Below are 22,067 nucleotides of genomic sequence, written 5' to 3' on the forward strand. Positions count from 1 at the left end.
GTCGGGCCTTGCGGTCGGCGGCCGCCGCGCCAGATTAGGCCGATAACATCGCGCCCGAAGCGGGTCGGAGGAGTGAAGGTGCAGGTCGGAAACGCATTTTACCGGGTCGGCAAGGATCTGCCGGCAACCATTCCGGTGTTTCCGCTTGCCGGCGCGCTGCTGCTGCCGGGCGGGCGCATGCCGCTCAACATCTTCGAGCCGCGCTATCTGCAGATGGTGGATGAGGCGATCGCCGGCGCGCGGCTGATCGGCATCGTCCAGCCCAGCCTCAATGGCGCGTTGCGCGCCGACGGGGAGCCGGAACTGTGCAATGTCGGCTGCGCCGGGCGCATCATCTCGATGGCCGAGAGCGGCGACGGCCGCTATCTGGTTTCGCTGCAGGGCGTCTGCCGTTTCCGCATCACCAGCGAATTGCCGGTGAAGACGCCTTTCCGGCAATGCAAGCTGGCGCCGTTCCTCACGGATCTTGCCGAAGACCAGGCGGCAAGCGAGGTTGACCGGCCGGCGCTGTTGAAAGCGTTTCGCGCTTATCTGCAGGCCAACGATCTCGAAGCCGATTGGGAAAGCGTCAGCCGCGCCGAGAACACCATGCTGGTCAATGCGCTGTCGATGATGGCGCCCTACGGACCGGCCGAGAAACAGGCGCTGCTGGAGGCGCCCGACCTGAAAGCCCGCGCGGAGACGCTGATCGCCATCACCGAAATGGCGCTGGCGCGCGAGAATGAGGACTTTGGCTCCAGCCTGCAATAAGGGCTGAGCCGATGGCTGAAGGGGGATCCAATGGCTGCGGATGGGCGTGACGGCAAGTCGGTCAATGTCGATCCAAAATTGCTGGAGCTGCTGGCCTGCCCGCTGACCAAGGGGCCGCTGGCCTGGGACCCGGTGCGCGGCGAGTTGATCTCGCGGATCGCCAAGCTCGCTTATCCCGTGCGCGACGGCATCCCGATCATGCTGCCCTCGGAGGCGCGGACGATTTCGGCGGAAGACGTGCTGTCGCCGCCGCGATTGGGTGGGCCGGGCTGAATCAGAGCGTCGCTGAAGTTTGCTGAAGGCTGGCGGGACAGCGCCCTGAAGTCCTGCCGGACATCTCCCCCACAAGGAGGGAGATTGCTTGTCGGTCCCGCTTCGCCAGTCTTTATTGTTGAAAAATTGGCTGGATGGCGAAGCCGCCGATCTCCCCCAAGTGTGGGGAGATGCCCGGCAGGGCAGAGCAGGGCGCGAAGGATCATCGTCGCTTCGCATTCGATGAATAAGCTGCGCCTACTGAAAATTCCGCCCCTTGGGCATGACCCTTTCAGCTTTGTCCGAGAGGGTGGCAATGTCGGGCCGGGCAGCCGGCGTCATCTCTTCCAGCAGCACCGTCAGCCACGGCGTCAAATCCTCGATCTTCTCGGCGACGATGTGGATGACGTCGGATTCCGACTGCAGCTTGCCGGTGACCTTGACGAAGCGCGCGCCCATGACGATGGGCCGGAAACGGGTAAAGGTCCGCTCCCAGAAAATGACGTTGGCGACGGCCTTGTCGTCTTCCAGCGTCAGGAAGATCGCATTGCCCTTGCCGGGCCGCTGCCGCACCAGCACCAGGCCGGCGACCGAGACCCGCCTGCCGTCGCGCACCGAGCCGAGATTGGCATTGGGAATGACGCCGGCGCGGTCGAGCCGCTCGCGCAGGAAGGCGACCGGATGCGCCTTCAGCGACAGGCCGAGCGCGCGGTAGTCGTGGATGACGTGCTCGCCGAGCGGCATTGTCGGCAGTTTTGTCTCGGGCTCGAGTTCGCGCAGCCGGATCGCCGGCTGGTCGAACAGCGGCAGCCGTTCGGCGGCGCTCTTGCCATCCAGCGCGCGCACCGCCCACAAGGCTTCACGACGGTCGAGGCCGAGTGAGCGGAAGGCGTCAGCCTGCGCCAGTCTTTCGATTTCGCCGACATCGAGGCCCGAGCGCAGCCACACATCCCTGACGCTTGTATAGCCGGCGCCGCGCCGCGCGGTGAAAGCTTCCATACGCTTCTCGGCCAAGCCCTTGATCTGACGGAAGCCAAGCCGGACGGCGCACCGGGTCTTGATGACACCGCGCATTTCGGCATGGCGCCCCAGGATGCGGCCCGGATCGAATTGGGCTTTCTCCAGGGTGCAGTCCCAGTCGGAAAAATTGACGTCGACGTCGCGGATATCGACGCCATGGTCGCGCGCGTCGCGCACCAGCTGGGCCGGCTGGTAAAACCCCATCGGTTGCGAATTCAGGATCGCGGCGCAGAACACGTCGGGATAAAAGGTCTTGAACCAGCAGGAGGCATAGACGAGCAAAGCGAAGGAGGCGGCGTGGCTTTCGGGAAAGCCGTATTCGCCGAAGCCTTCGATCTGCTTGAAGCAGCGCTCGGCGAAGTCCTTGGTGTATCCCTTGCCGACCATGCCGTCGATCATGCGCTGGCGGTAATTGCCGATGGTGCCGGTGCGCTTGAAGGTGGCCATGGCGCGGCGTAGTTCGTCGGCTTCGCCGGGTTTGAAACCACCGGCGACGATTGCAATATTCATCGCCTGTTCCTGAAACAGCGGCACGCCGAGTGTCTTCTTGAGAATAGCCTCCAGCTCTGGCTTTTGATATTCAGCCGCTTCCTTGCCCTGCCGACGGCGCAGATAGGGGTGCACCATGTCGCCCTGGATCGGGCCGGGCCGCACGATCGCCACCTCGATGACCAGGTCGTAGAATTCGCGCGGGCGTAGACGCGGCAGCATCGACATCTGCGCGCGCGATTCGATCTGGAAGACGCCGAGCGTGTCGGCGCGGCAGATCATGTCGTACACGTCGTTCTCTTCCGGCGGCAGGGTGGCCAGCACATAGGGTCGGCCGTAATCATCCCGGGCCTTCGGATAATGGTCGGTGAGCAAGGTGAAGGCGCGCTTCAGGCAGGTCAGCATGCCAAGCGCCAGAATATCGACCTTCAGGATCTTCACCGCGTCGAGATCGTCCTTATCCCACTCGACCATCTTGCGCTCGTCCATTGCCGTCTTGACGATGGGGACGATCTCGTCGAGCCGGTCGCGGGTAATGACGAAGCCGCCGACATGCTGCGACAGATGCCGGGGAAAGCCCATGATCTCGTTGGCGTGGGCGATCACGTGACGGGTCGAGGTCTCGTTGCGGTCGAGGCCGCCGGCATGCGCCTCCTTCTCGCCGAGCTCCGAGGTCGACCAGCCCCAGATCGAACTGGAGAGCGCAATGCGGACATCGTCCGACAGGCCCATGGCCTTGGCCACCTCGCGCAGCGCCGAGCGGCCGCGATAGCTGATGACGGCGGCAGCCAGCGCGGTGCGCTTGGCGCTGTATTTGGAGTAGATGTACTGGATCACCTCCTCACGCCGCTCATGCTCGAAATCGACGTCGATGTCGGGCGGCTCGTTGCGCTCCTCGGAAATGAAGCGCTCGAACAACGTGTCGATGCGCTCGGGGCCGACCTCGGTGATGCCGATGCAGTAGCAGACGATCGAGTTGGCGGCCGAGCCTCTGCCCTGGCACAGAATGCCCTCATTGCGGGCGAACTGGACGATGTCGTAAACGGTCAGGAAATAGCGCGCATAATTCAGACGCTCGATCAGAGCGAGCTCCTCACTGATGCGCTGCAAGACGGAAGCGGGGACGCCCGCCGGATAGCGCGTGGCGGCCCCCTCCCTGGCCAGACGCTCTAGCTCGGCCTGCGGCCCAAGCCCTGATTGCGTCGGCTCGTCGGGATAATTGTACTGGAGGTCGCTGAGCGAGAAGGTCAGTTCGCCGGCAAAGCGCAGCGTCTCGGCCAGCGCCCGTGGATGGCGGCGGAAGAGACGGGCCATTTCCAGCGGCGGCTTCAGATGGCGCTCGGCGTTGGCCGTCAGCTCCAGCCCGACCTCGGCGACCGGCAAATTGAGGCGGATGGCGGTGAGCACATCTTGCAGCGAGCGGCGCTCGGCGCTGTGATAAAGCACGTCGTTGGTCGCCATCAGCGGCACGCCGGCGATGTCCGCCATGCCCGCCGCCTGCTCGATGCGGAAACGGTCATTGCCGCGATAATCCGGCGCCATGCCTAGCCGCAAATTAGCGCCGAAACGGTCTTTCAGTTGACGGACCAATGCCAGGGGATCGTCGGCATTCGCCGAGAGATCCGGCAGCACCGCCAGCGACAGCAGGTCGCCCCATTCGAGCAGGTCGCTGCGCTGGAGAAGGGTCGCGCCCTTCTCGTTTTCATCGCGCAAATTGGCTTGCGTCAGCATGCGGCAGAGATGGCCCCAGCCCTTGCGGTTCTGCGGATAGGCGAGAATGTCCGGCGTGCCGTCGCCGAACACCAGGCGGCAACCGGGGTGATAGGCGAGCTTCTCGACCTTGGCCTGCTGCCAGGCGCGCACGACGCCGGCCACCGTGTTGCGGTCTGCCAGTCCGATCGAGGAAAAGCCGAGGAATTTGGCCGCCACCACCAGCTCCTCCGGCTTGGAGGCGCCGCGCAGGAAGGAGAAGTTCGACTGGATGCCGAATTCCGCATAGGGGATGACGGTCAGCGCGTTCATGCGAAGACTCCATGCATGAACCAGCGCGGCGGCACCTGCGGGTTGCCATAGAGGCCTTGCCGGTAGAGCCAGTAGCGGCGGCCGTCGGCATCCTCGATCCGGAAATAGTCACGCGTCGATGTGAGCGGATCGCTTGACGTTTCACGCCACCATTCCGGCGCGATGCGTTCCGGCCCCTCGGCGCGCGCGACCCGGTAGAGAGCGCGGCGCCAGCGGAAATTCATCGGCGGACCCTCAGGCATTTCGGTGGCCGGCACCTCGATCGGCTCGGGCGAACGGAACAGCCGGATCGGCCGTTCCGGCGGGAAGATGGTTGCGCGCGGCGCGTCTTTCGAGCCCGGCTTCCTGAGCGGTGCTTTGCGTTGTGGCGCTTCCGAGAACGGGATGGTGGCGATGGCGCGCTCCGGCAGATGGCTCTCGAGGGCGACCGGTTTCAGCACCGCACTGTCGCCGAGCCTGGCTCGGATGCGGTCGGCAAAGAGTGCCATGTCGGCGCCGTCATCCTCGGTCTCGCCGGTCAAATCGGCCTGCTGCATGTCGAAGCCGGCGGCCGCCAGCACCGAAAGCCGCACCAGGTCGAAGCCGTAGCCGGCATCGATGTCCTGTTCGAGCGCGGCCAGCCGCTCATGGAACAGGCGCTGGATAAGCTTGGGTTCGCGCAACGGTCGCGAGGTACCGACAGCGATGCGGCTGACGGCGCCGTCGACGCGAAACAAAAGCAGCGCCAGCATCCTTGCGCCCTCGCCGCGGCGTTCGAGATCGGCCTTCAGCGTCACCGCCAGCAAGAGCACCAGCCGTTCGATCTCGGCGGTCAGCACGACCGGTTCGGCCAGGTGGCGTTCGACCGAAAGCGGGGCCACGGGCAGGCGCGGCGATACCGCCTCGTCGAGGCGGCCGAGCGCCTGGTCGAGCCGCAACAGCAAGGTCGCGCCGAAGCGACGGGCGAGCGGCGCGCGCGGCGCTGCCATGACCGCGCCGGCGGTCCGCAGGCCGACGCTTTCCAAGCTGGCGCGGATATCGGCCTCGATGCGCAGTGCCGCCAGCGGCAAGGGGGCGAGCAGCGCTTCCTCCTCGCCGGAGACAACGATGCGGTTGCCGCAGAAGCGCGCCGCCGCCCAGGCTGCACCCGGCGTCGCGGCCAACCCGGCGCGGACATCGAAACCCTGCTGGAAAAACCGCGCAAGGATGTCGTCCAGCATGGCGCGCTCGCCGCCGAACAGATGCGTGCAGCCGGTGACGTCGAGATAAAGGCCATCAGTACCGTCGAGCGCCACCAGCGGCGTATAGCGATCGCACCAGTCGGCGAGGCCTTCGAGCAGCCGGCGATCGGCGTCCGGATCGGCCTCGACGATGTCGATCGAGGGATGCATGGCGCGCGCATCGGCAATGCCCATGCCAGGCTTCAGATGCAGCGCCTCAGCCCGCTCGTCGAGGGCCGATATGCGCTGGGCGTTGCGGTCGCGATGGCTGATCACGAGCGGTGGGTGAGATGGCGGCAGATGATCCGAAGGCCGGGAACGCCACGACCGTCCCAAGCGCTGGCGCAGGATCCGTTCTGCCGCCAGATGCGGGAACCACAGCGACAGAATTCTCTGCCCGTTTTTCGCGGGGCTTTCTTTCTTCGAATGCGTGTTCATCGGGGTTCCACTCCAGTGTGAATTGTCCAGGCAGAGCGGTGCGGCTCTTGCCGATGCTGACGGTGAAGGCAGGGTGGCCGATCGAGCCGGCAAGCGGCCCGGCGATCGTCCGGCGCGATTTCGCTGGTGCAGCCGACACGATGAGGCGCACCGGGGCGGCGGTCGGCTCGGCTTCGCCGGCCTGGCGCAGCAGGAACACCGGCCGGCCGGCGTTTTGGGCGCGCGCGTGCAGCCGGCGCGTCGCGGTGAGGTCGAGCCGCTGCGGGCTGCCACGGATCTCGAGAATGATTGCGGCGAGCGCCGTCATCTTGGCGGCCTCCTCGGCTACCCACAGCGCATCGGTGAGTTTCGGCGCCTCGGAAAACAGCAACTGCTCCGGTGCGATACCGAACATGCCCTGCAATCCCCTGGCATAGGGAAAGCCGGCCTCGCGAAAAATCTCCGATGTGCCGATCCACAGCACGGGCAAGGGCTGGCCCTTGAGGATCAGGCTGACCAGCGACAGCACAAAGCCGGCGACGGCCCCGGCATTGCGGGTCTCAAGGCCATGGATTTCGCTCAAGGCGGCTTTCGGCAGGCCGCCGCTCAGCGCCGCATCGAGGTGCTCGACGCCGGTCGCCAGGAAAGCATTCGGCGAAGCCACGGCAAGCCCGCGCCGGATGATGGTGACATCGGCATTAGGTTCGGGCGCACCGCCGATAGCGCTGTCAGCGCGCGCACGAGGTCGCTCGCCGGCCGGCGCGGCCAGGCGCTCGGGCAGCGTTCCCTCGATCTTCGCGATCTGGCGGCGCAGGGCAAAAACAGTCTCCCGCGCCACGGCTGATGTCGCCATGACGGTCAATTTCTCTCATAATTGTTCCTGTTATGTTCTTATAGATTCCAGAGGGTGCCGAAAGAGTCAAGCGGAGTCAGAAGGAATTTATTCCTTGATCAAAGGTGGCGAGGCCAACCTTGGACTTTGGTCGCAGCCATTCGGCGCAAAGAATTGGCCAGGTACCCGTCCATTTGCCGAGTCCGGAGGGAAAGCCTATATGCCGGATCAAAGGACAAAGCATGGCCCGCATCTACAAGACCCGCACCTGGCACGATGAACTCTCGCCTTCGATCGAGGAGATCGAGTTTCTGGCGCTGGAGGCGTACGCACATCTGCCCGACGATTTTCGCAAGCTGACCGGCGAGATCGTCATCATGATCGCCGAATTCCCGACCGACGAGATCATGGACGATCTGTCGCTGGAGACGCCGTTCGACCTGCTCGGCCTGTTCGAGGGCCGCGGCATCGCCGAGCGCTGGAACCCGCAGACCGGCGAAGGCCCGAACCGCATCACCCTCTACCGCCGCGCCATCCTCGACTACTGGGCCGAGAACGAAGAGACGCTGGGCGACATCGTCACCCATGTGCTGATCCACGAGATCGGTCACCATTTCGGCCTGTCGGACGATGATATGGAAAAGCTTGAAGAGGCGGCGGAATAGCCCCCGCCTTTGTCATCCTAGGGTCTGCGTCGCGTCGCTTCGCTCCTTGCTTCGCCCTAGGATGACGAAGACGCGGAGGTTGACGCCTTCCCTACCAGTCGCTCAGCTTTGTATCCGGCCCGTATTCCTGGCCGTCAATATCCTTCACCACCGACTGGCCGCAGCGCATCGATTTGGTCTTCTTGTCGTAGGCGTAGGTCGGCGAGCCGTACAAATGCCAGCCCTTGCTCAGCGCCGCGGTCACCTTGTGGCAGAAGGTTGAATCGTCGGGGGCGGACAGAAAGCGGTAAAGTCTCATGGGTCAGGTCCTGTCGTGAGTTCGTCTTTTCGGGGCGGATCATGCGCCGATGGCGGCGGCCTTCGCCAGCAGTTTTTCGGCCTGTGCCAGATGCAGCCGCTCGACCATCCTGCCGTTCAGAGCAATCACGCCCTTGCCGGCATTTTCCGGCAAGGCAAAGGCATCCTTCACCGCGCGCGCCTCGGCCAGAGCTTCGGGCGCGGGCGCAAAGGCGCGGTTGGCGGTTTCGATCTGGGCGGGGTGGATCAGCGTCTTGCCGTCGAACCCCATGGCGGCGGCTTCCGTGCATTCGCGCGCAAACGCGTCGAGGTCGCGAAAATCGTTGGAGACGCCGTCGAGTATGTCGATGCCGCCGGCTCGCGCCGCCAGCACCATCTGCATCAGCCAAGGCACGAGGTAGCGCCGATCAGGCGTCGCCAGAATGCCGGTTTCCTTGACCAGATCGTTCGTTCCGGCGACGAAACAATTTAGCCGCGAAGCGCGATCGCGGCCGAGTTCGGCAATGGCGCCGATATTGAGCATGGCCTTGGGCGTCTCGATCATCGCCCAGAGCTTGACGCTGTCGGGGGCAAAATTGTCGTCGAGCACGTCGCCGACTTCGAGGATATCGCGCGGCGTGGCGACCTTGGACAACAGGATGCCGTCGGGCTCGAATTTCGCCGCGGTCAGCAGGTCATCGTTGCCCCATTCGCTGGACAGCGCGTTGACGCGCACGATCATCTCGCAGCGGCGTTTCGGTCGGCTGGCGAAAATGCCGGCCAGTTTGTCCCGCGCGGCGATCTTGTCTGAGGGCGCGACGGCGTCTTCGAGGTCGATGATCACGGCATCGCAGGCCAGCGTCGCGATCCTGGCCAGCGCCTTGTCGTTGGAGGCGGGGACGTAAAGCACCGAGCGGCGCGGGCGGTAAGGTTCGCTTGTCATGGCCGATCTATGCCGCGTGGGGGCGGGTGAGGCAAGCGTCCGACCGGTACCTGATGACGAGCCAACTGCGAAAGCTTGCGCTGCCCCGCCCGTCCCGCAGCAGTTGCGGAAGGGGGGCCTTTCCTCTCCCCCGTCGATCGGGGGAGAGGTGTCGAGCGAAGCTCGACGGAGTGGGGGTCGACCCATGCGCTCAGTGCCCTTCCGATGTCCGTTCGCGGCGACTGCCAGGTGGTTCCCCCACTCCGTCTCGGCTTCGCCGAGCCACCTCTCCCCCCTCCGGAGGGAGAGGAAAGGAGCCTGGCTGGGACAGCGCCAACGTCCGGAAAGATGGGGGGGAGCGCCCCGGCCGTAAGCACAGGTCCTGCACGAAAACTGCACATCTCTGCGGAAAACCTCCTCCGCTGCGCCCTGCCGTATCCATGCGCAGCCACCACAACAGCGGCATGCAACAGCGAAACCGTTGGTCCCTGCCCTATCGTCTCAGCAGCGAAAGCTGGTGGCTGGTCGATCCGCCTCGCACGGAGGCCGGCCTTTGCCTGGAGGCAAGCCTGCTCCCTTTTACCCCCAGACATCCGCCCGTCGGCCGGATCCAGCCCATCAGGAAAGTCCGAGCATGACGCAGTCCCTTTCCCCGACCTTTTGCCGCCGTTTCGGCATCGCCGTCCTGCTCGTGGCGCTGGCGGATTTTTTCTTTTACGGCCAGCCCGCCGGGATCACGGTGCTGCTGTTTGCCATCCTGATCGCCGGCGCGGTGGTCGCTGTGCATCCTGCCGCACTGAATTCCACCCGACCCTGGCTCAAGCCGGCCGCTTTGTTGGTCGCGCTGCTGCCGCTGGCCGAGAACGTCAGCCCGCTGTCGGTGGCGATAGCTGTCGTGGCGCTGGTGGTGTTTGCGCTGTCCCTGTCCGGGCGGCTGCGGCACGGCATCGCCCGCATTGCCGGCCAGGTCGCGCTGTTCCTGCTGGCGGCGCCGCTGCGCCTTATCCGTGACTTTTTCCAATGGCGCCGCACGGTGCGCCGGCTTGGCGGCCGCCGCATCCACCTGGCGTCCATCATCGTCTGGGTCATGCCGGTGACGCTGGGCGCGGTGTTCCTGCTGTTGTTCGGCACCGCCAATCCGGTCATCGAATACTGGCTGTCGCTGATCGACCTGATGAAGCTGCTCGATCTCATCCAGCTGGCGCGGATCGTCTTCTGGCTGTTCGTGCTCGCCGGCGTCTGGGCTTTCCTGCGACCTCGCCTGCCGCGCTTGCTGCGCCGACCCCCACGCCGCCTTCCACCTTTGGCGCCGCCTGCAGCCGTGGCCGCACCGGCCGCGACAAAATCCGCCACGACGATCGAGGCCGTCGTCTTCGGCAAGGCCGCGATCTTGCGCGCGCTGATCGTCTTCAATGCCCTGTTTGCGCTGCAGACCGGGCTCGACGCCGCCTATCTCTGGGGTGGGGTCGCCCTGCCGGACGGGTTGAGCTATGCCGCTTATGCGCATCGCGGCGCCTATCCGCTGATCGCCACCGCGCTGCTGGCCGCCGGCTTCGTGCTGGCGGCGCTGCGGCCGGGCAGCGAAACGTCAAGCGATCCGCTGATCCGCCGACTGGTCTATGCCTGGGTGGCGCAGAACATCGTGCTGGTCATTTCGTCGATTCTCAGGCTCGATCTCTATATCGGCGTCTATGCACTGACCTACTGGCGCATCGCGGCTTTCGTCTGGATGGGGTTGGTGGCGTCAGGGCTAGCACTGATCATTGCCCGCATCGCGCTTGGAAAATCCAACGAATGGCTGCTCTCCGCCAATCTTGCGACGCTATCGGCGACGCTTTATGCCTGCTGCTTCATCAACTTCGCCGCAACGATCGCCAATTTCAATGTCGACCATTCCCTTGAAATGACCGGCGACGGCACGCCTATCGATACCGAATATCTGCGCTCGCTTGGCGCTGCCGCCATGCCGGCGCTGGACCGCCTCTACATGCACCAATTCGGAAACCAAACCACCTATCTGGCCGATCAAATGATGATCGACGACACTATCGCCGAGCAGAGGCAGTGGCGCGCCTGGAGCTTTCGCGGCTGGAGGCTCGTGCAGGTTCTCGACAAGAGAGGTCCGCTCGTGCTTCCTCCACCTACTCAGCCCTCGCAACGTTCAGTGCCGGACCGTTAGATCCATGCCGCATCAGATCCTGGTCGCCGACGACGATCCGCACATTCGCGAGATCATCTGCTTTGCGCTGGAGAAGGCCGGCATGAAGACGCAAGCCGTGTCCGACGGCGCCGCGGCCCTGCAGGCGATCGAGCGCCGCGTGCCCGATCTCGTCGTGCTCGACATCGGCATGCCGGAGATGGACGGGCTGGAAGTCTGCCGGCGGCTGAGGCAGCGCTCCGATGTGCCGATACTGTTCCTGTCGGCGCGAGACGAGGAGATCGATCGCATCCTCGGGCTCGAAATGGGCGGCGACGACTATGTGACGAAACCGTTCAGCCCGCGCGAGCTGGTGGCGCGCGTCAACGTCATCCTGCGCCGCGCCCGCCCGGTGGCGCCGGACCCCGCCGATGACAAGAACTTTGCGCATGGCAAGCTCAGCCTGGTGCCGGCCAGCCACGGCGCCAGTTTCGACGGCAAGGCGCTGGCGCTGACGGCGATCGAATTCTCGATCCTGAAGGGATTTCTGGCGCGGCCGGCGCATGTGCTGGGGCGCGACCTGGTGGTCGCCAGCGCCTATGCCGCCAACATCCATGTCGCCGACCGTACCGTCGATAGCCACATCCGCAACATCCGCGCCAAGCTGGCGGCGGCAGGCTGTCTCGACGCCATCGAAACCGTGCATGGCGTTGGTTTCCGGCTCGGCCGATGCGGCGCCTGAGCGACGCCAAATGGATCGGCACCAAATGGCGGCCAAGGCTGGCCACGGTGGTTCTCGCCATCCTCATCATGGTGCTGGCGCTGCCGCTGGTCGGCCTGTTCTTCTTCCGGCTTTATGAAAACCAGCTGATCCGCCAGACCGAGGGCGAGCTGATCGCGCAAGGCGCCGTCATCGCGGCGATCTATGCGCAGGATATCAGCGACGCCGGCATTTCCCCGGACAGGCTCGGTGCGCCGATGAACGCGGAGAGCGGCGATGCCAGCCGTGGCGACGACTCGCCTTACCAGCCGATCGAGCCGAGCCTCGATCTCGCTTCCGACTACCTGCTGCCGACCCGACCCGCCGGCATCGCCGCGGCCATCGATCCAGCCTTCGCGGCGATCGGCGCCAGCCTGTCCGGCATTCTCGACACGACGCAAAAAACCACGCTGGCCGGCTTCCGGCTGCTCGATCCGCGCGGCGTTGTCATTGCAGGGCGCGACGAGGTCGGACTATCGCTGGCCAATGTCGAAGAGGTGCGCACCGCCCTTGCCGGCCACTACGCCAGCGTGTTGAGACAAAGAATTCCCGACCAGCCGCCACCGCCCCTCTATTCGGTCAGCCGCGGCACGAAAGTTCGCGTCTTTGTCGCCATGCCGATCGCGGTCGACGGCCATGTCGCCGGCGTGATCTACCTGTCTCGAACGCCGAACAACATCGTCAAGCATCTCTATGGCGAACGCGGCAAGGTGACGCTGGCGGCCATCGCCATGCTGTTCGGCACGCTGCTGATCGCGCTGGTGTTCCTGCGCACCGTCAGCCGGCCGATCTACGCGCTGATGGAGCGCACGAGGCGCATCGCCGCCGGCGACCGCGACGCCATCCGGCCGCTCGACCATCACGGCACGCGCGAAATGGCCGAGCTGTCCGCGGCCTTTCTCGACATGGCCGAAAAGCTGCAGGCGCGCTCCGACTCGATCCAGACCTTTGCCACCCATGTCTCGCACGAGCTCAAATCGCCGCTGACGGCGATCCAGGGCGCGGCCGAACTCTTGCGCGATTCCGGCGAGGCGATGGATGCCGCCGAACGCAAACGGTTTTCCGGCAACATCGTCAACGATGCCGGAAGGCTCAATCTGCTGGTGCGGCGCCTGCTCGATCTGGCGCGCGCGGAAAACCTGGCGCCGAGCGGCGAAAGCACATCGCTCGATGCGGCGCTGGCATTGCTGCCGGTGGACGGCAGACTGGCGGTTCGCGTCGAGGCGGGCGGCGACATCGGCCTGCGCATATCGGCCGAGAATGCAGTGATCGTGCTTGCCAATCTGATCGACAATTCCGCCAGGCACGGCGCGACCCAGGTTTTGCTGGCGGCTGCCAGCGCCGAAGGCAAGGTGACCATTGCGGTCAGCGACGACGGCGCCGGCATCTCGCCGAGCAACAGGGCACGCATTTTCGAGCCGTTCTTCACCACGCGGCGCGAGTCCGGCGGGACCGGCATGGGCCTCGGCATAGTGCTGGCCCTCCTGAAAGCGCATGATGGCACGATCGCGCTGGTTGACTCCGGGCGCGGCACGCGCTTCGAGATCATTGTGCCGGCGGCGTGAAGGATGCCGGCGGCCGGATTGGAGAACAAAGTGCGCTACGACACCGTCATCATCGGCGGAGCCATCGTCGGCTCCTCGGTCGCCTATTATCTGCGCGAGGAAGGCTTTTCCGGGTCCATCGCGCTGATCGAACGCGACCCGCAATTCGCCCATGCGGCAACGACGCTGTCCATGGCCTCGATCCGTCAGCAATTCTCGATTCCGGAAAATATCCGGCTGTCGCAGTTCACGCTAAACCTGTTCCGGCGGCTGAAGGAGACCTTCGGCACCGACGCCGATATCGGTTTTCGCGAAGGCGGCTATCTCATCCTGGCCGGCGAGGCCGGGTTGCCGATCCTGAAAGCCAACCACCAAGCACAGGTCGCCGAGGGCGCCGACATTCTGCTCGAGGATGCCGACCAGCTGGCAAAGCGCTTTGCCTGGCTGTCGACCGAAGGCATCAGCGCCGGCGCCTTCGGCCGTACCGGCGAGGGCTGGTTCGACGCTCATGCCATGTTGACGCTGTTTCGCAAGGCATTGCGTGACAGACAAATCGATTTCATCGCCGCCGATGTCACCGGCATTGAGAGGCAGGGCAACCGCGTCACCGGCGTGGACCTCGACAATGGAGAAAGACTGCAAGCCGGCATCGTCGTCAACGCCGCCGGGCCGAATGCCGGCAAGGTGGCCGGCATGGCGGGACTCGTGCTGCCCGTCGAGCCGCGCAAGCGCAACGTTTTCGTCTTCGAGGCGCGGGAAAAATACGCCGACATGCCGCTGCTGGTCGACCCATCCGGCATCTATGTCCGGCCGGAAGGCTCGGTCTATCTCACCGGCGGCGCCGAGCCGGAGGAGGGCGATGGCCCCGCCGACCCCCGGGATTTCGGCGTCGACTGGCCGCTGTTCGAAGAGGTGATCTGGCCGGTGCTGGCAACCCGCATTCCGGCTTTCGAAGCAATCAAGCCGACCCGCGCCTGGGCCGGCCATTACGACTACAACACGCTCGACCAGAACGCGGTCATCGGACCGCATCCCGAGGTCGAGAATTTCATCTTCGCCAACGGTTTTTCCGGCCACGGCCTGCAGCAGGCGCCGGCCGTCGGCAAGGCGCTGGCGGAGTTGTTGGTGCATGGCGGGTATCGGACGGTGGATTGCTCGGCGTTTGGGTACGAACGGGTGGCCGAAGGTCGGGCGTTTCGGGAATTGAACGTGATTTGAGGCGGGCGGAATAGGATCGCTCTGTCGAGTTCCCGCCCACCCCCCTCTGCCCTGCCGGGCATCTCCCCCGCAAGGGGGGAGATGGCAGCTTCGGCGAAGGCGCCATTCTTGCAACGTCGGAGATTGGCGAAAACGGTCGCGGCATCTGATCTCCCCCCTTGCGGGGGAGATGGCCGGCAGGCCAGAGGGGGGTGCTGTCCCGCGAGAGTCTAAGCAACCATCGCACTGACAGCCATCGCGTTGCCCAGCGCATGCCCGTTGGCCGTATTGTCAAAAATCCCCCACACCTCGGCGCCGGAATCTGCTGCTGCTTCCACTTGCCGCGCAAACCGGTCGAGCGTTTCGGCATCGTAACCCGAATAGTAGATCCGCGGCGCGCCGTGCCAGCGGAAATAGGCAAGGCCGGGCCAGCCACCTGGCCCTGCTGCCTCCGGAACCGAAGCCGGGTCGGCGGCGACCCGTGCGACCTGGTGACCGGCCAGCAGTGCGTCCGCCTCGGCACTGAACCAGGTGGGATGGCGCGGCTCGCATGCCAGCCTTGCCCGGATACGCCTGCCCAACATGTCGAAGAAGCCGCCGGCGACCTCCGGCTCGAAGGGCAAGCTCGGCGGCAGCTGCACCAGAAGCACGCTCAGCTTTTCGCCGAGACCTTCGACCTGCCCGAGAAAGTCCTCTGTCAGCCCCTCGCAATCGGCGAGGCGATGATCATGGGTCATGTTCTTCGGTGCCTTGACCGCGAAGCGGAAGTGCTCCGGCACGGCGTGCGCCCAGCGCTCATAGGTCTCGCGGCGGTGCGGCTTGTAGAACGTGGTGTCGATCTCGACGGCCGGAAAGCGTTTTCCGTAACGTTCGAGATGCGAACCGGATTGCGGAAAGTCAGCCTTGTATCGAGACGGAATTCCCCAGCCGGCGGTGCCTATCAGAGATCGGCGATTTCCCATCCTGCGGATTTGGACCGGATGAAGCGCGGGTCAAGGGCGACAAAGGAGGCGTTGCTCCGCGGTGTCCTGAACACCGTTCCGCATTGCCGAGAACCTTGCCCGCCTTGACTGCCCAACCCGATCGGCAATTGCGCTCGACGCTCGTCAGCCCTCGCGGGAGAACCAGAACGCGTCGGCCATTCGCGTCATGCCGATACGCTCATAGAAGCCGACGGCGTCGGGCATCGAGATCAGGCTGATGGCGACCGAAGGCCCAAGCTGCCGGCGGGCCGCGTCCATCAGGCCCTTGCCGATGCCGAGGCCTTGCGCAGATTGGGATACGGCGAGCTCTGAGACATAGCACACCCAGGAAAAGTCGGTGATGGCCCTGATAACGCCTATCAGCGGCCTGCCTTCGATGTCGAGCCGCGCCGTCAGCACCAGGTTCGCGGCCGAAAGCATCGCCTGCAGCCGGGCGTCGTCATCGACGGGGCGTGTTTCGCCGAGCGTGGATTCGACCAGCACGCGGCGGAATTCGGCGACGTCGAGCTCAGGCTCCCGGGCATAGATAATCTTCGATTGTGCGGTCATGGGCGCAAGGTGCACCAACGGCAGCTGGTTTTAAAGACAGTGCCGCGCCGATCTTTCGATCGGGGCCGCGCACCAACAGTTGCCTTTTATTTGCCGGCGGCTTTGTGTAAACCGGGCGCCAGCAAACCCTGACGCAACGAATTATCGATCAAGAACGGGCAAAAGCCATGGAAAAATTCACCAAGCTCACCGGCGTCGCCGCACCGATGCCGATCGTCAATGTCGACACCGACATGATCATCCCCAAGGATTATCTCAAGACGATCAAACGCACCGGGCTCGGCAGCGGCCTGTTCGCCGAAATGCGCTACAAGGACGATGGCTCGGAAAACCCCGACTTCGTGCTCAACAAGCCGGCCTACCGCAAGGCGCAGATCCTGGTCGCCGGCGACAATTTCGGCTGCGGTTCGAGCCGCGAACACGCGCCGTGGGCGCTGCTCGATTTCGGCATTCGCTGCGTCATCTCGACCTCGTTCGCCGACATTTTCTACAACAACTGCTTCAAGAACGGCATCCTGCCGATCACCGTCAGCGCCGAAGACCTGGAGAAGCTGATGGACGACGCCTCGCGCGGCTCCAATGCGACGGTGTCCGTCGACCTCGAGGCCAAGGAAATCCGCGGACCGGATGGCGGCGTGGTGACGTTCGAACTCGACGACTTCAAGCGCCACTGCCTGCTGAACGGTCTCGATGATATCGGCCTGACCATGGAGAAGGCCGGCGCCATCGCCTCGTTCGAGAAGAAGAACGCTGCCGAGCGTCCTTGGGCCTGAGTGGTACGAGATGGCCCGGCCGCCACAAAGCCGGGTTCGTGGCGGCTGAACGGAGGGGACAGTCATGACACGTTTTCTTCTTGCCGGCGCCTGCGCGCTGGCGTGGATGCTGATGCCGGTGGCCGGCGCGCAAGCACAGACCGACAAGATACTCGTGCCGGCAGAAGATCCGTCCGCCGCCGATCCGGGCGCGTCGGGCAATGCGGCCCTGGCGGACGATGACAGCCAGGGGCCGGTCCCGTTCGAGGGCGGGCAGCTGACCATCACCCAGCCGGAGCAGGATGGCGAAAAGGTGCTGGCCTATGACGGCGAGCAGCTGGCCAGCAATTACGACGTGTTCTTCGACAGAACAGTCAAGGTCGGCGGCGTCGACGTGGCGCTGGTCGATGTCGGCGACGGCGGCAACCAGTGCGGCCCGGCCAAGGTCATCGTCTGGAAGCCGGAAGGCGGCGAGATACAAAGCCTCAAGGTCGAACAGGACGAATGCGGCGCGCCGCCGGCGGCGGTGGCCGACAACGCCATCTATTTCGTGCCGTATCTGTTGCCGGGCGATACGAAGCAAGCGCTGCAATGGTCGCCCAGCGACGGGCTGACGATCTCGGGCGACCTGACCTACGCGCCGGAGCCGGGTACGGACTGGAAGGACGTCGATCCGGCCAAATACCAGAACATCATCGACGCCTTCCACAATGAGGCCGTCTACAAGGCGGCGAAGACGCTGCTCGGCGACACCATGCCCGACATGGCGACCAGCCTGCTGGTCGGCGGCGGCACCGAAAAGACGGCCTCCGGCGCCTTCTATGCCACCGGCTGCGTCCCGCATGCGTGCGGCAGCAGCGACGGTTTCATGGCGGTCGACCCGGTCAAGCACACGCTGTATTTCGCCCGCCGCGGCGACGATGGTGAGCCGCAGGCCTGGCCTGACGTGAAGACCTGGCCGGCGGATATCAGGGAAGCAATGGACAAGGCGCAGGGGAACTAGGTCTGACACAGCTGCGCCTGCGTGGTTTCGTCATCCACGGGCGAAGCGACGCGTAGCGGAGCGCAGACCCGAGGATCCATGCCGCGACCGTTGCCGGAGGGCGCGGCGGATCAGAGTTCTTCACCGTGGCGACGCACCGACGTCCCGGCATGGATCCTATGGTCTGCGCCGCGTCGCTTCGCTCCTTGCTTCGCCATAGGATGACGACGGGAGGGATGCCTCGGCTAATCCCCGAGGTTTGTGCTTTGCCTTCGTGACAACGATTCACTCGGTTTGGCCCACGACCGGCCCAGCTTTCCTCTGCTAGACGAGCACCTACGATTACGAGGAGACGCTGATGCGCACACTCATCTCCACCGGCTCCCCCTTCGAGAAAACCGCCGGCTATTCGCGTGCGGTGGTGCAGGGTGACTGGTGTTTCGTGTCGGGAACGACCGGCTACGACTATGCGACGATGGCCATGCCGGAAACGGTGGAGGCGCAGACGCGCAATTGTCTGGCGACCATCGCCGAGGCGCTGAGGGATGGCGGCTTCGACATGGCCGATGTGGTGCGCGCGCATTACTACATCACCGACCAGGCCTTCGTGGACGTGGTCTTCCCCATCCTCGGCGAGGCTTTCGGCGAGATCAGGCCGGCGGCGACGATGATCGTGTGCCAGCTCAACAAGCCGGAAATGAAGATCGAGGTCGAAGTCACGGCGCTGCGGCGTACGGCTTGAGGAGGCAAAGCCATGACGGTCCGGCGCATCGTGGCCAATATCGGGACGCAGGACGCGGCGGCGGCGAAACGCTTCTATCAGGACGTGCTTGGCCTCGATGTGCTGATGGATCAGGGCTGGATCGTCACCTTAGGCTCCGACGCACGGATGCAGGTGCAGATCAGCTTCATGGCCCAGGGCGGCTCCGGCACGCCGGTGCCGGACCTCTCCATCGAGGTCGACGATGTCGATGCGGCGCTGCAAGGCATGAAGGCCGCCGGCTTTGCCGTCGAGTATGGTCCGGCCGACGAACCCTGGGGCGTACGGCGGTTTTATGTGCGCGATCCGTTCGGCCGGTTGGTGAATATTTTGTCGCACAAGTGATTTGTTCCTCTCCCCCGCCTCTGGCCACGGCGAGGAACCCAGGTCTTGAGACGCGGGCGCCGTCGTAGCGTTCTTCATCCCCTTGCGCGGCAAGCTCTTGGCGTTTAGCAAGGCCGCGGTTTCTCCAAACAGCATCGGACGGTTCTCCATGGCTTCGAAAAATCTTCTCCTGCTCGCCGGCGACGGCATCGGCCCCGAGGCGATGGCCGAGGTGAAGAAGCTGATCGCGGCCATGAACGCAAAGCTCGGCAGCGGTTTTGCCACTGATGAAGGCTTGGTCGGCGGCTGTGCCTACGACGCGCATGGCGCGGCGATTTCGGATGCCGACATGGCAAAGGCGATGGCTGCGGACGCCGTGCTGTTCGGCGCCGTCGGCGGGCCGAAATGGGACAAGGTGCCTTACGAGGTGCGTCCCGAGGCCGGGTTGCTACGGCTGCGCAAGGATATGGAGCTGTTCGCCAATCTCCGGCCCGCCATCTGCTATCCGGCGCTGGCCGCGTCGTCCTCGCTGAAGCAGGAAGTCGTCGAGGGCCTCGACATATTGATCGTGCGCGAGCTTACCGGCGGCGTCTATTTCGGCGAGCCGAAGCAGATCATCGATCTCGGCAACGGCCAGAAGCGCGGCATCGACACGCAGGTCTACGACACGTTCGAGATCGAGCGCATTTCCGGCGTCGCCTTCGAGCTGGCGCGCACGCGCAAGAACCACGTGACATCGATGGAAAAGCGCAACGTCATGAAATCCGGGGTGCTGTGGAACGAGGTTGTCACCCAGACCCAGAAGACTCGCTATGCTGACGTCAAGCTCGACCACATGCTGGCCGATGCCGGCGGCATGCAGCTTGTGCGCTGGCCAAAGCAGTTCGACGTCATCGTCACCGACAATCTGTTCGGCGACATGCTGTCCGACATCGCCGCCATGCTGACCGGATCGATCGGCATGCTGCCGTCGGCCTCGCTCGGCGCGCCCGATGTGAAGACCAAGAAGCGCAAGGCGCTGTACGAGCCGGTGCATGGCTCGGCGCCCGACATTGCGGGACAGGGCATCGCCAACCCGATCGCCATGATCGCGTCGTTTGCCATGTGCCTGCGCTACTCCTTCGGCATGGTCGATGAGGCCGACAAGCTCGAAGGCGCCATAGCCGCCGTGCTCGACGACGGGCTGCGGACGAAGGATATTATGTCCGAGGGCATGACCGAAGTCGGCACTGTCGCAATGGGCGATGCCATCATCGCCAAGTTCCTGGCTTAGCGGCCGACTCAGCGGATCTCGCCGGCCAGCCGTTTCAGCAGGCCGACGAGTTGCGCCTCATCCACGGCTGAGAAAAAAGCAGCGTCGGCGGCTTCGACGGCGACGATAGCGCGCTGGACTGCGGCCGTCCCCGTCGTGGAGACGCGGATCACCTTGGCGCGGGAATCCCGCGGGTTGGTGTCCCGCACAATCAGTCCCTTTGCCTCGAGCCGGGCGACGACGTCCGATGTCATCTTCACCTCGGTGCCGGCCTGGGCGGCGAGCTGCACCTGGTTAGGCGGCTCGCCATAGCGGCCGAGCCACATCGCCGAAGCCAGCAGCACGAACTGGACATGCGTAAGGTCAAGCGGGGCCAGCGCCGCCGTCATGACGCGCTGCCAGCGCATGGTGGTTCGCCAGAGCAACAAGCCGGGGCTCTCGGATGGTCCGCTGAAGCGCGTTTGCAGATCCCCCCGATCAGCCACCGTTCGCCAACTCCCTTGCCTGCTCGAACAGTTTGGCCATCGAAGTGTCGAAATCGCCGCTGATCTGCGGCCCGAGCTCTGGTCCGACCTCGGCGGCCGATGGGCCGGAAATCTCGAGGCGATGCGTCACTTGAGTGCCACCCTCGACCGGCGTCAGCGTATGCCTGAACAGCAGTTTCGTGTCGCCGAACGAGGTCTCGTCGGCATACGTCACAGTGTCGACAAGATCGACGATCGTCGATTCGAAGGTGTCCTGCCCGACGGGCGTTACAGAGAGGCGGGTGCCCTTGGCGAACGGGCCGTGCAGCACGAAGGTATCGGACCCTTCGTAGGTGAGGCGGCCTTCGTGCAGCGCCTTGAGCGCGTTCCAGATGGCCTGCGCCGAAAGGGGGGAAATTGCGGTGTACTCGTTGGTCCACATTTGTCTTGGCTCCATCATCCGTTTTCGATCGTCGATTTGATGAGTGCACAGATTATCTGTGCGCAGACTAAACGGCAAGAGAAATATTTTGTTCGTCCGGTCAAAACAGCAGCTGCCTTCCTGGCTGCGACCTAAGCCATTGTTAAATCGCGGCTGTCCGCAAACAGCCGGCAGTTCATTTCTGGTGCGGTCTAGGCTCCGCCTCCTCCAGGCACCGGCCCCCACTGGTTTTCGTGGGCCTGGGTCGGGATCAATCCGAGTATCAGCGCGAGGATCAGCGTAGCCGGAGCGAACATGAAGGTGATTGCGAAGTAAGGTATTGCCAGCCAGCCGGTCAGGCCGATGTCGTGCAAGCGGCGCACGACGAGCCCGACCCAGGGCAGGAACGTCGCTAGCCAAAACAGCCCCCAGACGCCGATCATCACAATCGGCCAGTTGCCGGCATCGAAATTGCCGACGGCCTGGTCGGCGAGGCCGCCGGCAATTCCGACCAGGATGAAGCTGACGGTCCAGAACAGGCAGTAGCCCCAGAATTCCTTGCGGCGGGCGCGTTCGGCGAAGTTGATGTAGTTGCGCGTCACGCCTCGCCAGAAATAACCCGGCAGTCCGCTATCGCGAACCGCGCCGTCTTCCGCCAGGCGGCCGAAATGCTGTGGCGCGGCTGAAGCGGCAGCCGCCTTGGGCGGCGCGGCGCTTGCCGCTGGCGCAGCGGTGGCGGGACTGGCGGGCTGGGCGCGGATTGAAAAAACGTCGCGCGCCTGACCGCTTGCCGGCAGAAACTCGACCACTGCGCCGTTCGCGATCACGGTATCACGGCGCAGATCCTCGCGCGCGAAGGTGTAGCGGTTGCCGTCCGCCCCGGTGATGAAGCCGAAACCCTGGGCCTCGTCATAGTGAAGAACTTCGCCGCGCATTTAGCCTCGCCCCCGTGTAGGCACAGACTGTTCAAAGTTGCGGCGGACTGCAAGGGGTTGGACGAAATGGAGGGTAAACGGTTCAGGCATGAGTTGCTTCATTTTCCCGTCCGTTGGCGCTGCCCCTCACCTGCCTGCCGGCATCCTCTCCCCGTATAATGGC

Annotated in this window: 22 protein-coding genes; 12 read left to right on the forward strand and 10 right to left on the reverse strand. The window is 64.6% G+C overall.

The features are described 5' to 3' along the window. Positions 1-78: 78 nt before the first annotated feature. Both X771_RS154670 and X771_RS154665 read left to right on the forward strand, forming a co-directional pair. Entirely contained in the window at positions 79-750 is a 672-nt protein-coding gene (locus X771_RS154670) for an LON peptidase substrate-binding domain-containing protein (protein WP_023685086.1), read from the forward strand. A gap of 30 nt (positions 751-780) precedes the next feature. Next, entirely contained in the window at positions 781-1,023 is a 243-nt protein-coding gene (locus tag X771_RS154665) for a Trm112 family protein (RefSeq protein WP_023687636.1), read from the forward strand. A gap of 237 nt (positions 1,024-1,260) precedes the next feature. On the opposite strand, the gene X771_RS154660 is transcribed toward X771_RS154665, so the two are convergent. The 3 genes from X771_RS154660 to X771_RS1000000169145 are packed head-to-tail and all read right to left on the reverse strand — an operon-like array spanning position 1,261 to position 7,002. Next, positions 1,261-4,533 carry an error-prone DNA polymerase gene (locus X771_RS154660; RefSeq protein ID WP_023687637.1) on the reverse strand — a complete coding sequence of 1,091 codons (3,273 nt, stop codon included), beginning with the start codon at positions 4,531-4,533 and terminating at the stop codon, positions 1,261-1,263. Next, a complete protein-coding gene (locus X771_RS154655; RefSeq protein WP_023687638.1) occupies positions 4,530-6,008 on the reverse strand; it encodes a DUF6504 family protein in 1,479 nt (492 codons plus the stop codon). The genes X771_RS154660 and X771_RS154655 overlap by 4 nt, the downstream gene beginning before the upstream one ends. Beyond that, entirely contained in the window at positions 5,950-7,002 is a 1,053-nt protein-coding gene (locus X771_RS1000000169145; RefSeq protein WP_023687639.1) for a hypothetical protein, read from the reverse strand. The genes X771_RS154655 and X771_RS1000000169145 overlap by 59 nt, the downstream gene beginning before the upstream one ends. Before the next feature lie 221 nt (positions 7,003-7,223). On the opposite strand from X771_RS1000000169145, the gene X771_RS154645 reads away from it, so the two are divergent. Further along, positions 7,224-7,646: a metallopeptidase family protein gene (locus X771_RS154645; RefSeq protein WP_023673918.1), complete on the forward strand. Its 423-nt coding sequence runs from the start codon at positions 7,224-7,226 to the stop codon at positions 7,644-7,646. 91 nt (positions 7,647-7,737) lie between these two features. Here the strand turns inward: X771_RS154645 and X771_RS154640 are convergent, their stop codons facing one another. Together X771_RS154640 and X771_RS154635 are read right to left on the reverse strand one after the other, a co-directional pair. Then, positions 7,738-7,944 carry a DUF1737 domain-containing protein gene (locus tag X771_RS154640; RefSeq protein WP_023687640.1) on the reverse strand — a complete coding sequence of 69 codons (207 nt, stop codon included), beginning with the start codon at positions 7,942-7,944 and terminating at the stop codon, positions 7,738-7,740. 39 nt (positions 7,945-7,983) lie between these two features. Continuing rightward, positions 7,984-8,865, reverse strand: coding sequence for a CoA ester lyase (locus tag X771_RS154635; protein ID WP_023687641.1), 882 nt, complete (start codon positions 8,863-8,865; stop codon positions 7,984-7,986). Positions 8,866-9,478: 613 nt separating this feature from the next. Here X771_RS154635 and X771_RS154630 point away from each other — a divergent pair. The 4 genes from X771_RS154630 to X771_RS154615 are packed head-to-tail and all read left to right on the forward strand — an operon-like array spanning position 9,479 to position 14,503. After that, positions 9,479-11,023 (forward strand): DUF4173 domain-containing protein, encoded by a 1,545-nt coding sequence (locus X771_RS154630; RefSeq protein ID WP_023687642.1) that lies wholly within the window; start codon positions 9,479-9,481, stop codon positions 11,021-11,023. A 4-nt stretch (positions 11,024-11,027) separates the two neighbouring features. Continuing rightward, positions 11,028-11,723, forward strand: coding sequence for a response regulator transcription factor (locus tag X771_RS154625; RefSeq protein WP_023687643.1), 696 nt, complete (start codon positions 11,028-11,030; stop codon positions 11,721-11,723). Further along, positions 11,711-13,306 (forward strand): HAMP domain-containing sensor histidine kinase, encoded by a 1,596-nt coding sequence (locus X771_RS154620; protein WP_023687644.1) that lies wholly within the window; start codon positions 11,711-11,713, stop codon positions 13,304-13,306. The genes X771_RS154625 and X771_RS154620 overlap by 13 nt, the downstream gene beginning before the upstream one ends. Positions 13,307-13,336: 30 nt before the next feature. Next, positions 13,337-14,503: an FAD-binding oxidoreductase gene (locus tag X771_RS154615; protein ID WP_023687645.1), complete on the forward strand. Its 1,167-nt coding sequence runs from the start codon at positions 13,337-13,339 to the stop codon at positions 14,501-14,503. Between the two features lie 209 nt (positions 14,504-14,712). On the opposite strand, the gene X771_RS154610 is transcribed toward X771_RS154615, so the two are convergent. Together X771_RS154610 and X771_RS154605 are read right to left on the reverse strand one after the other, a co-directional pair. Beyond that, positions 14,713-15,444: a DUF72 domain-containing protein gene (locus X771_RS154610; RefSeq protein WP_023687646.1), complete on the reverse strand. Its 732-nt coding sequence runs from the start codon at positions 15,442-15,444 to the stop codon at positions 14,713-14,715. 144 nt (positions 15,445-15,588) lie between these two features. Continuing rightward, the gene (locus X771_RS154605) at positions 15,589-16,014 is read right to left on the reverse strand and encodes a GNAT family N-acetyltransferase (RefSeq protein WP_023687647.1); all 426 of its coding nucleotides are present in this window, start codon (positions 16,012-16,014) and stop codon (positions 15,589-15,591) included. 167 nt (positions 16,015-16,181) lie between these two features. Between X771_RS154605 and leuD the strand changes: the two genes are divergently transcribed. The 5 genes from leuD (at position 16,182) to leuB (ending at position 20,105) form a co-directional block, all read left to right on the forward strand. Further along, entirely contained in the window at positions 16,182-16,787 is a 606-nt protein-coding gene (leuD, locus tag X771_RS154600; RefSeq protein WP_023687648.1) for a 3-isopropylmalate dehydratase small subunit, read from the forward strand. Between the two features lie 64 nt (positions 16,788-16,851). Then, positions 16,852-17,769 (forward strand): hypothetical protein, encoded by a 918-nt coding sequence (locus X771_RS154595; protein WP_023687649.1) that lies wholly within the window; start codon positions 16,852-16,854, stop codon positions 17,767-17,769. Between the two features lie 337 nt (positions 17,770-18,106). Continuing rightward, the gene (locus tag X771_RS154590; RefSeq protein WP_031202537.1) at positions 18,107-18,490 is read left to right on the forward strand and encodes a RidA family protein; all 384 of its coding nucleotides are present in this window, start codon (positions 18,107-18,109) and stop codon (positions 18,488-18,490) included. Positions 18,491-18,502: 12 nt separating this feature from the next. Beyond that, positions 18,503-18,853: a VOC family protein gene (locus X771_RS154585; RefSeq protein WP_023687651.1), complete on the forward strand. Its 351-nt coding sequence runs from the start codon at positions 18,503-18,505 to the stop codon at positions 18,851-18,853. A 148-nt stretch (positions 18,854-19,001) separates the two neighbouring features. After that, a complete protein-coding gene (gene leuB, locus X771_RS154580; protein ID WP_023671692.1) occupies positions 19,002-20,105 on the forward strand; it encodes a 3-isopropylmalate dehydrogenase in 1,104 nt (367 codons plus the stop codon). An 8-nt stretch (positions 20,106-20,113) separates the two neighbouring features. Here the strand turns inward: leuB and X771_RS154575 are convergent, their stop codons facing one another. The 3 genes from X771_RS154575 to X771_RS154565 form a co-directional block, all read right to left on the reverse strand. Next, complete coding sequence (locus tag X771_RS154575; RefSeq protein WP_023671693.1) at positions 20,114-20,491, reverse strand: MarR family winged helix-turn-helix transcriptional regulator; 378 nt, start codon at positions 20,489-20,491, stop codon at positions 20,114-20,116. A 70-nt stretch (positions 20,492-20,561) separates the two neighbouring features. Beyond that, complete coding sequence (locus X771_RS154570; protein WP_023671694.1) at positions 20,562-20,990, reverse strand: polyketide cyclase; 429 nt, start codon at positions 20,988-20,990, stop codon at positions 20,562-20,564. A 191-nt stretch (positions 20,991-21,181) separates the two neighbouring features. After that, entirely contained in the window at positions 21,182-21,904 is a 723-nt protein-coding gene (locus X771_RS154565) for a DUF805 domain-containing protein (protein ID WP_023687653.1), read from the reverse strand. Positions 21,905-22,067: the final 163 nt, after the last annotated feature.

The sequence above is a fragment of the Mesorhizobium sp. LSJC269B00 genome, from assembly GCF_000502815.1.
Taxonomy (GTDB): domain Bacteria; phylum Pseudomonadota; class Alphaproteobacteria; order Rhizobiales; family Rhizobiaceae; genus Mesorhizobium.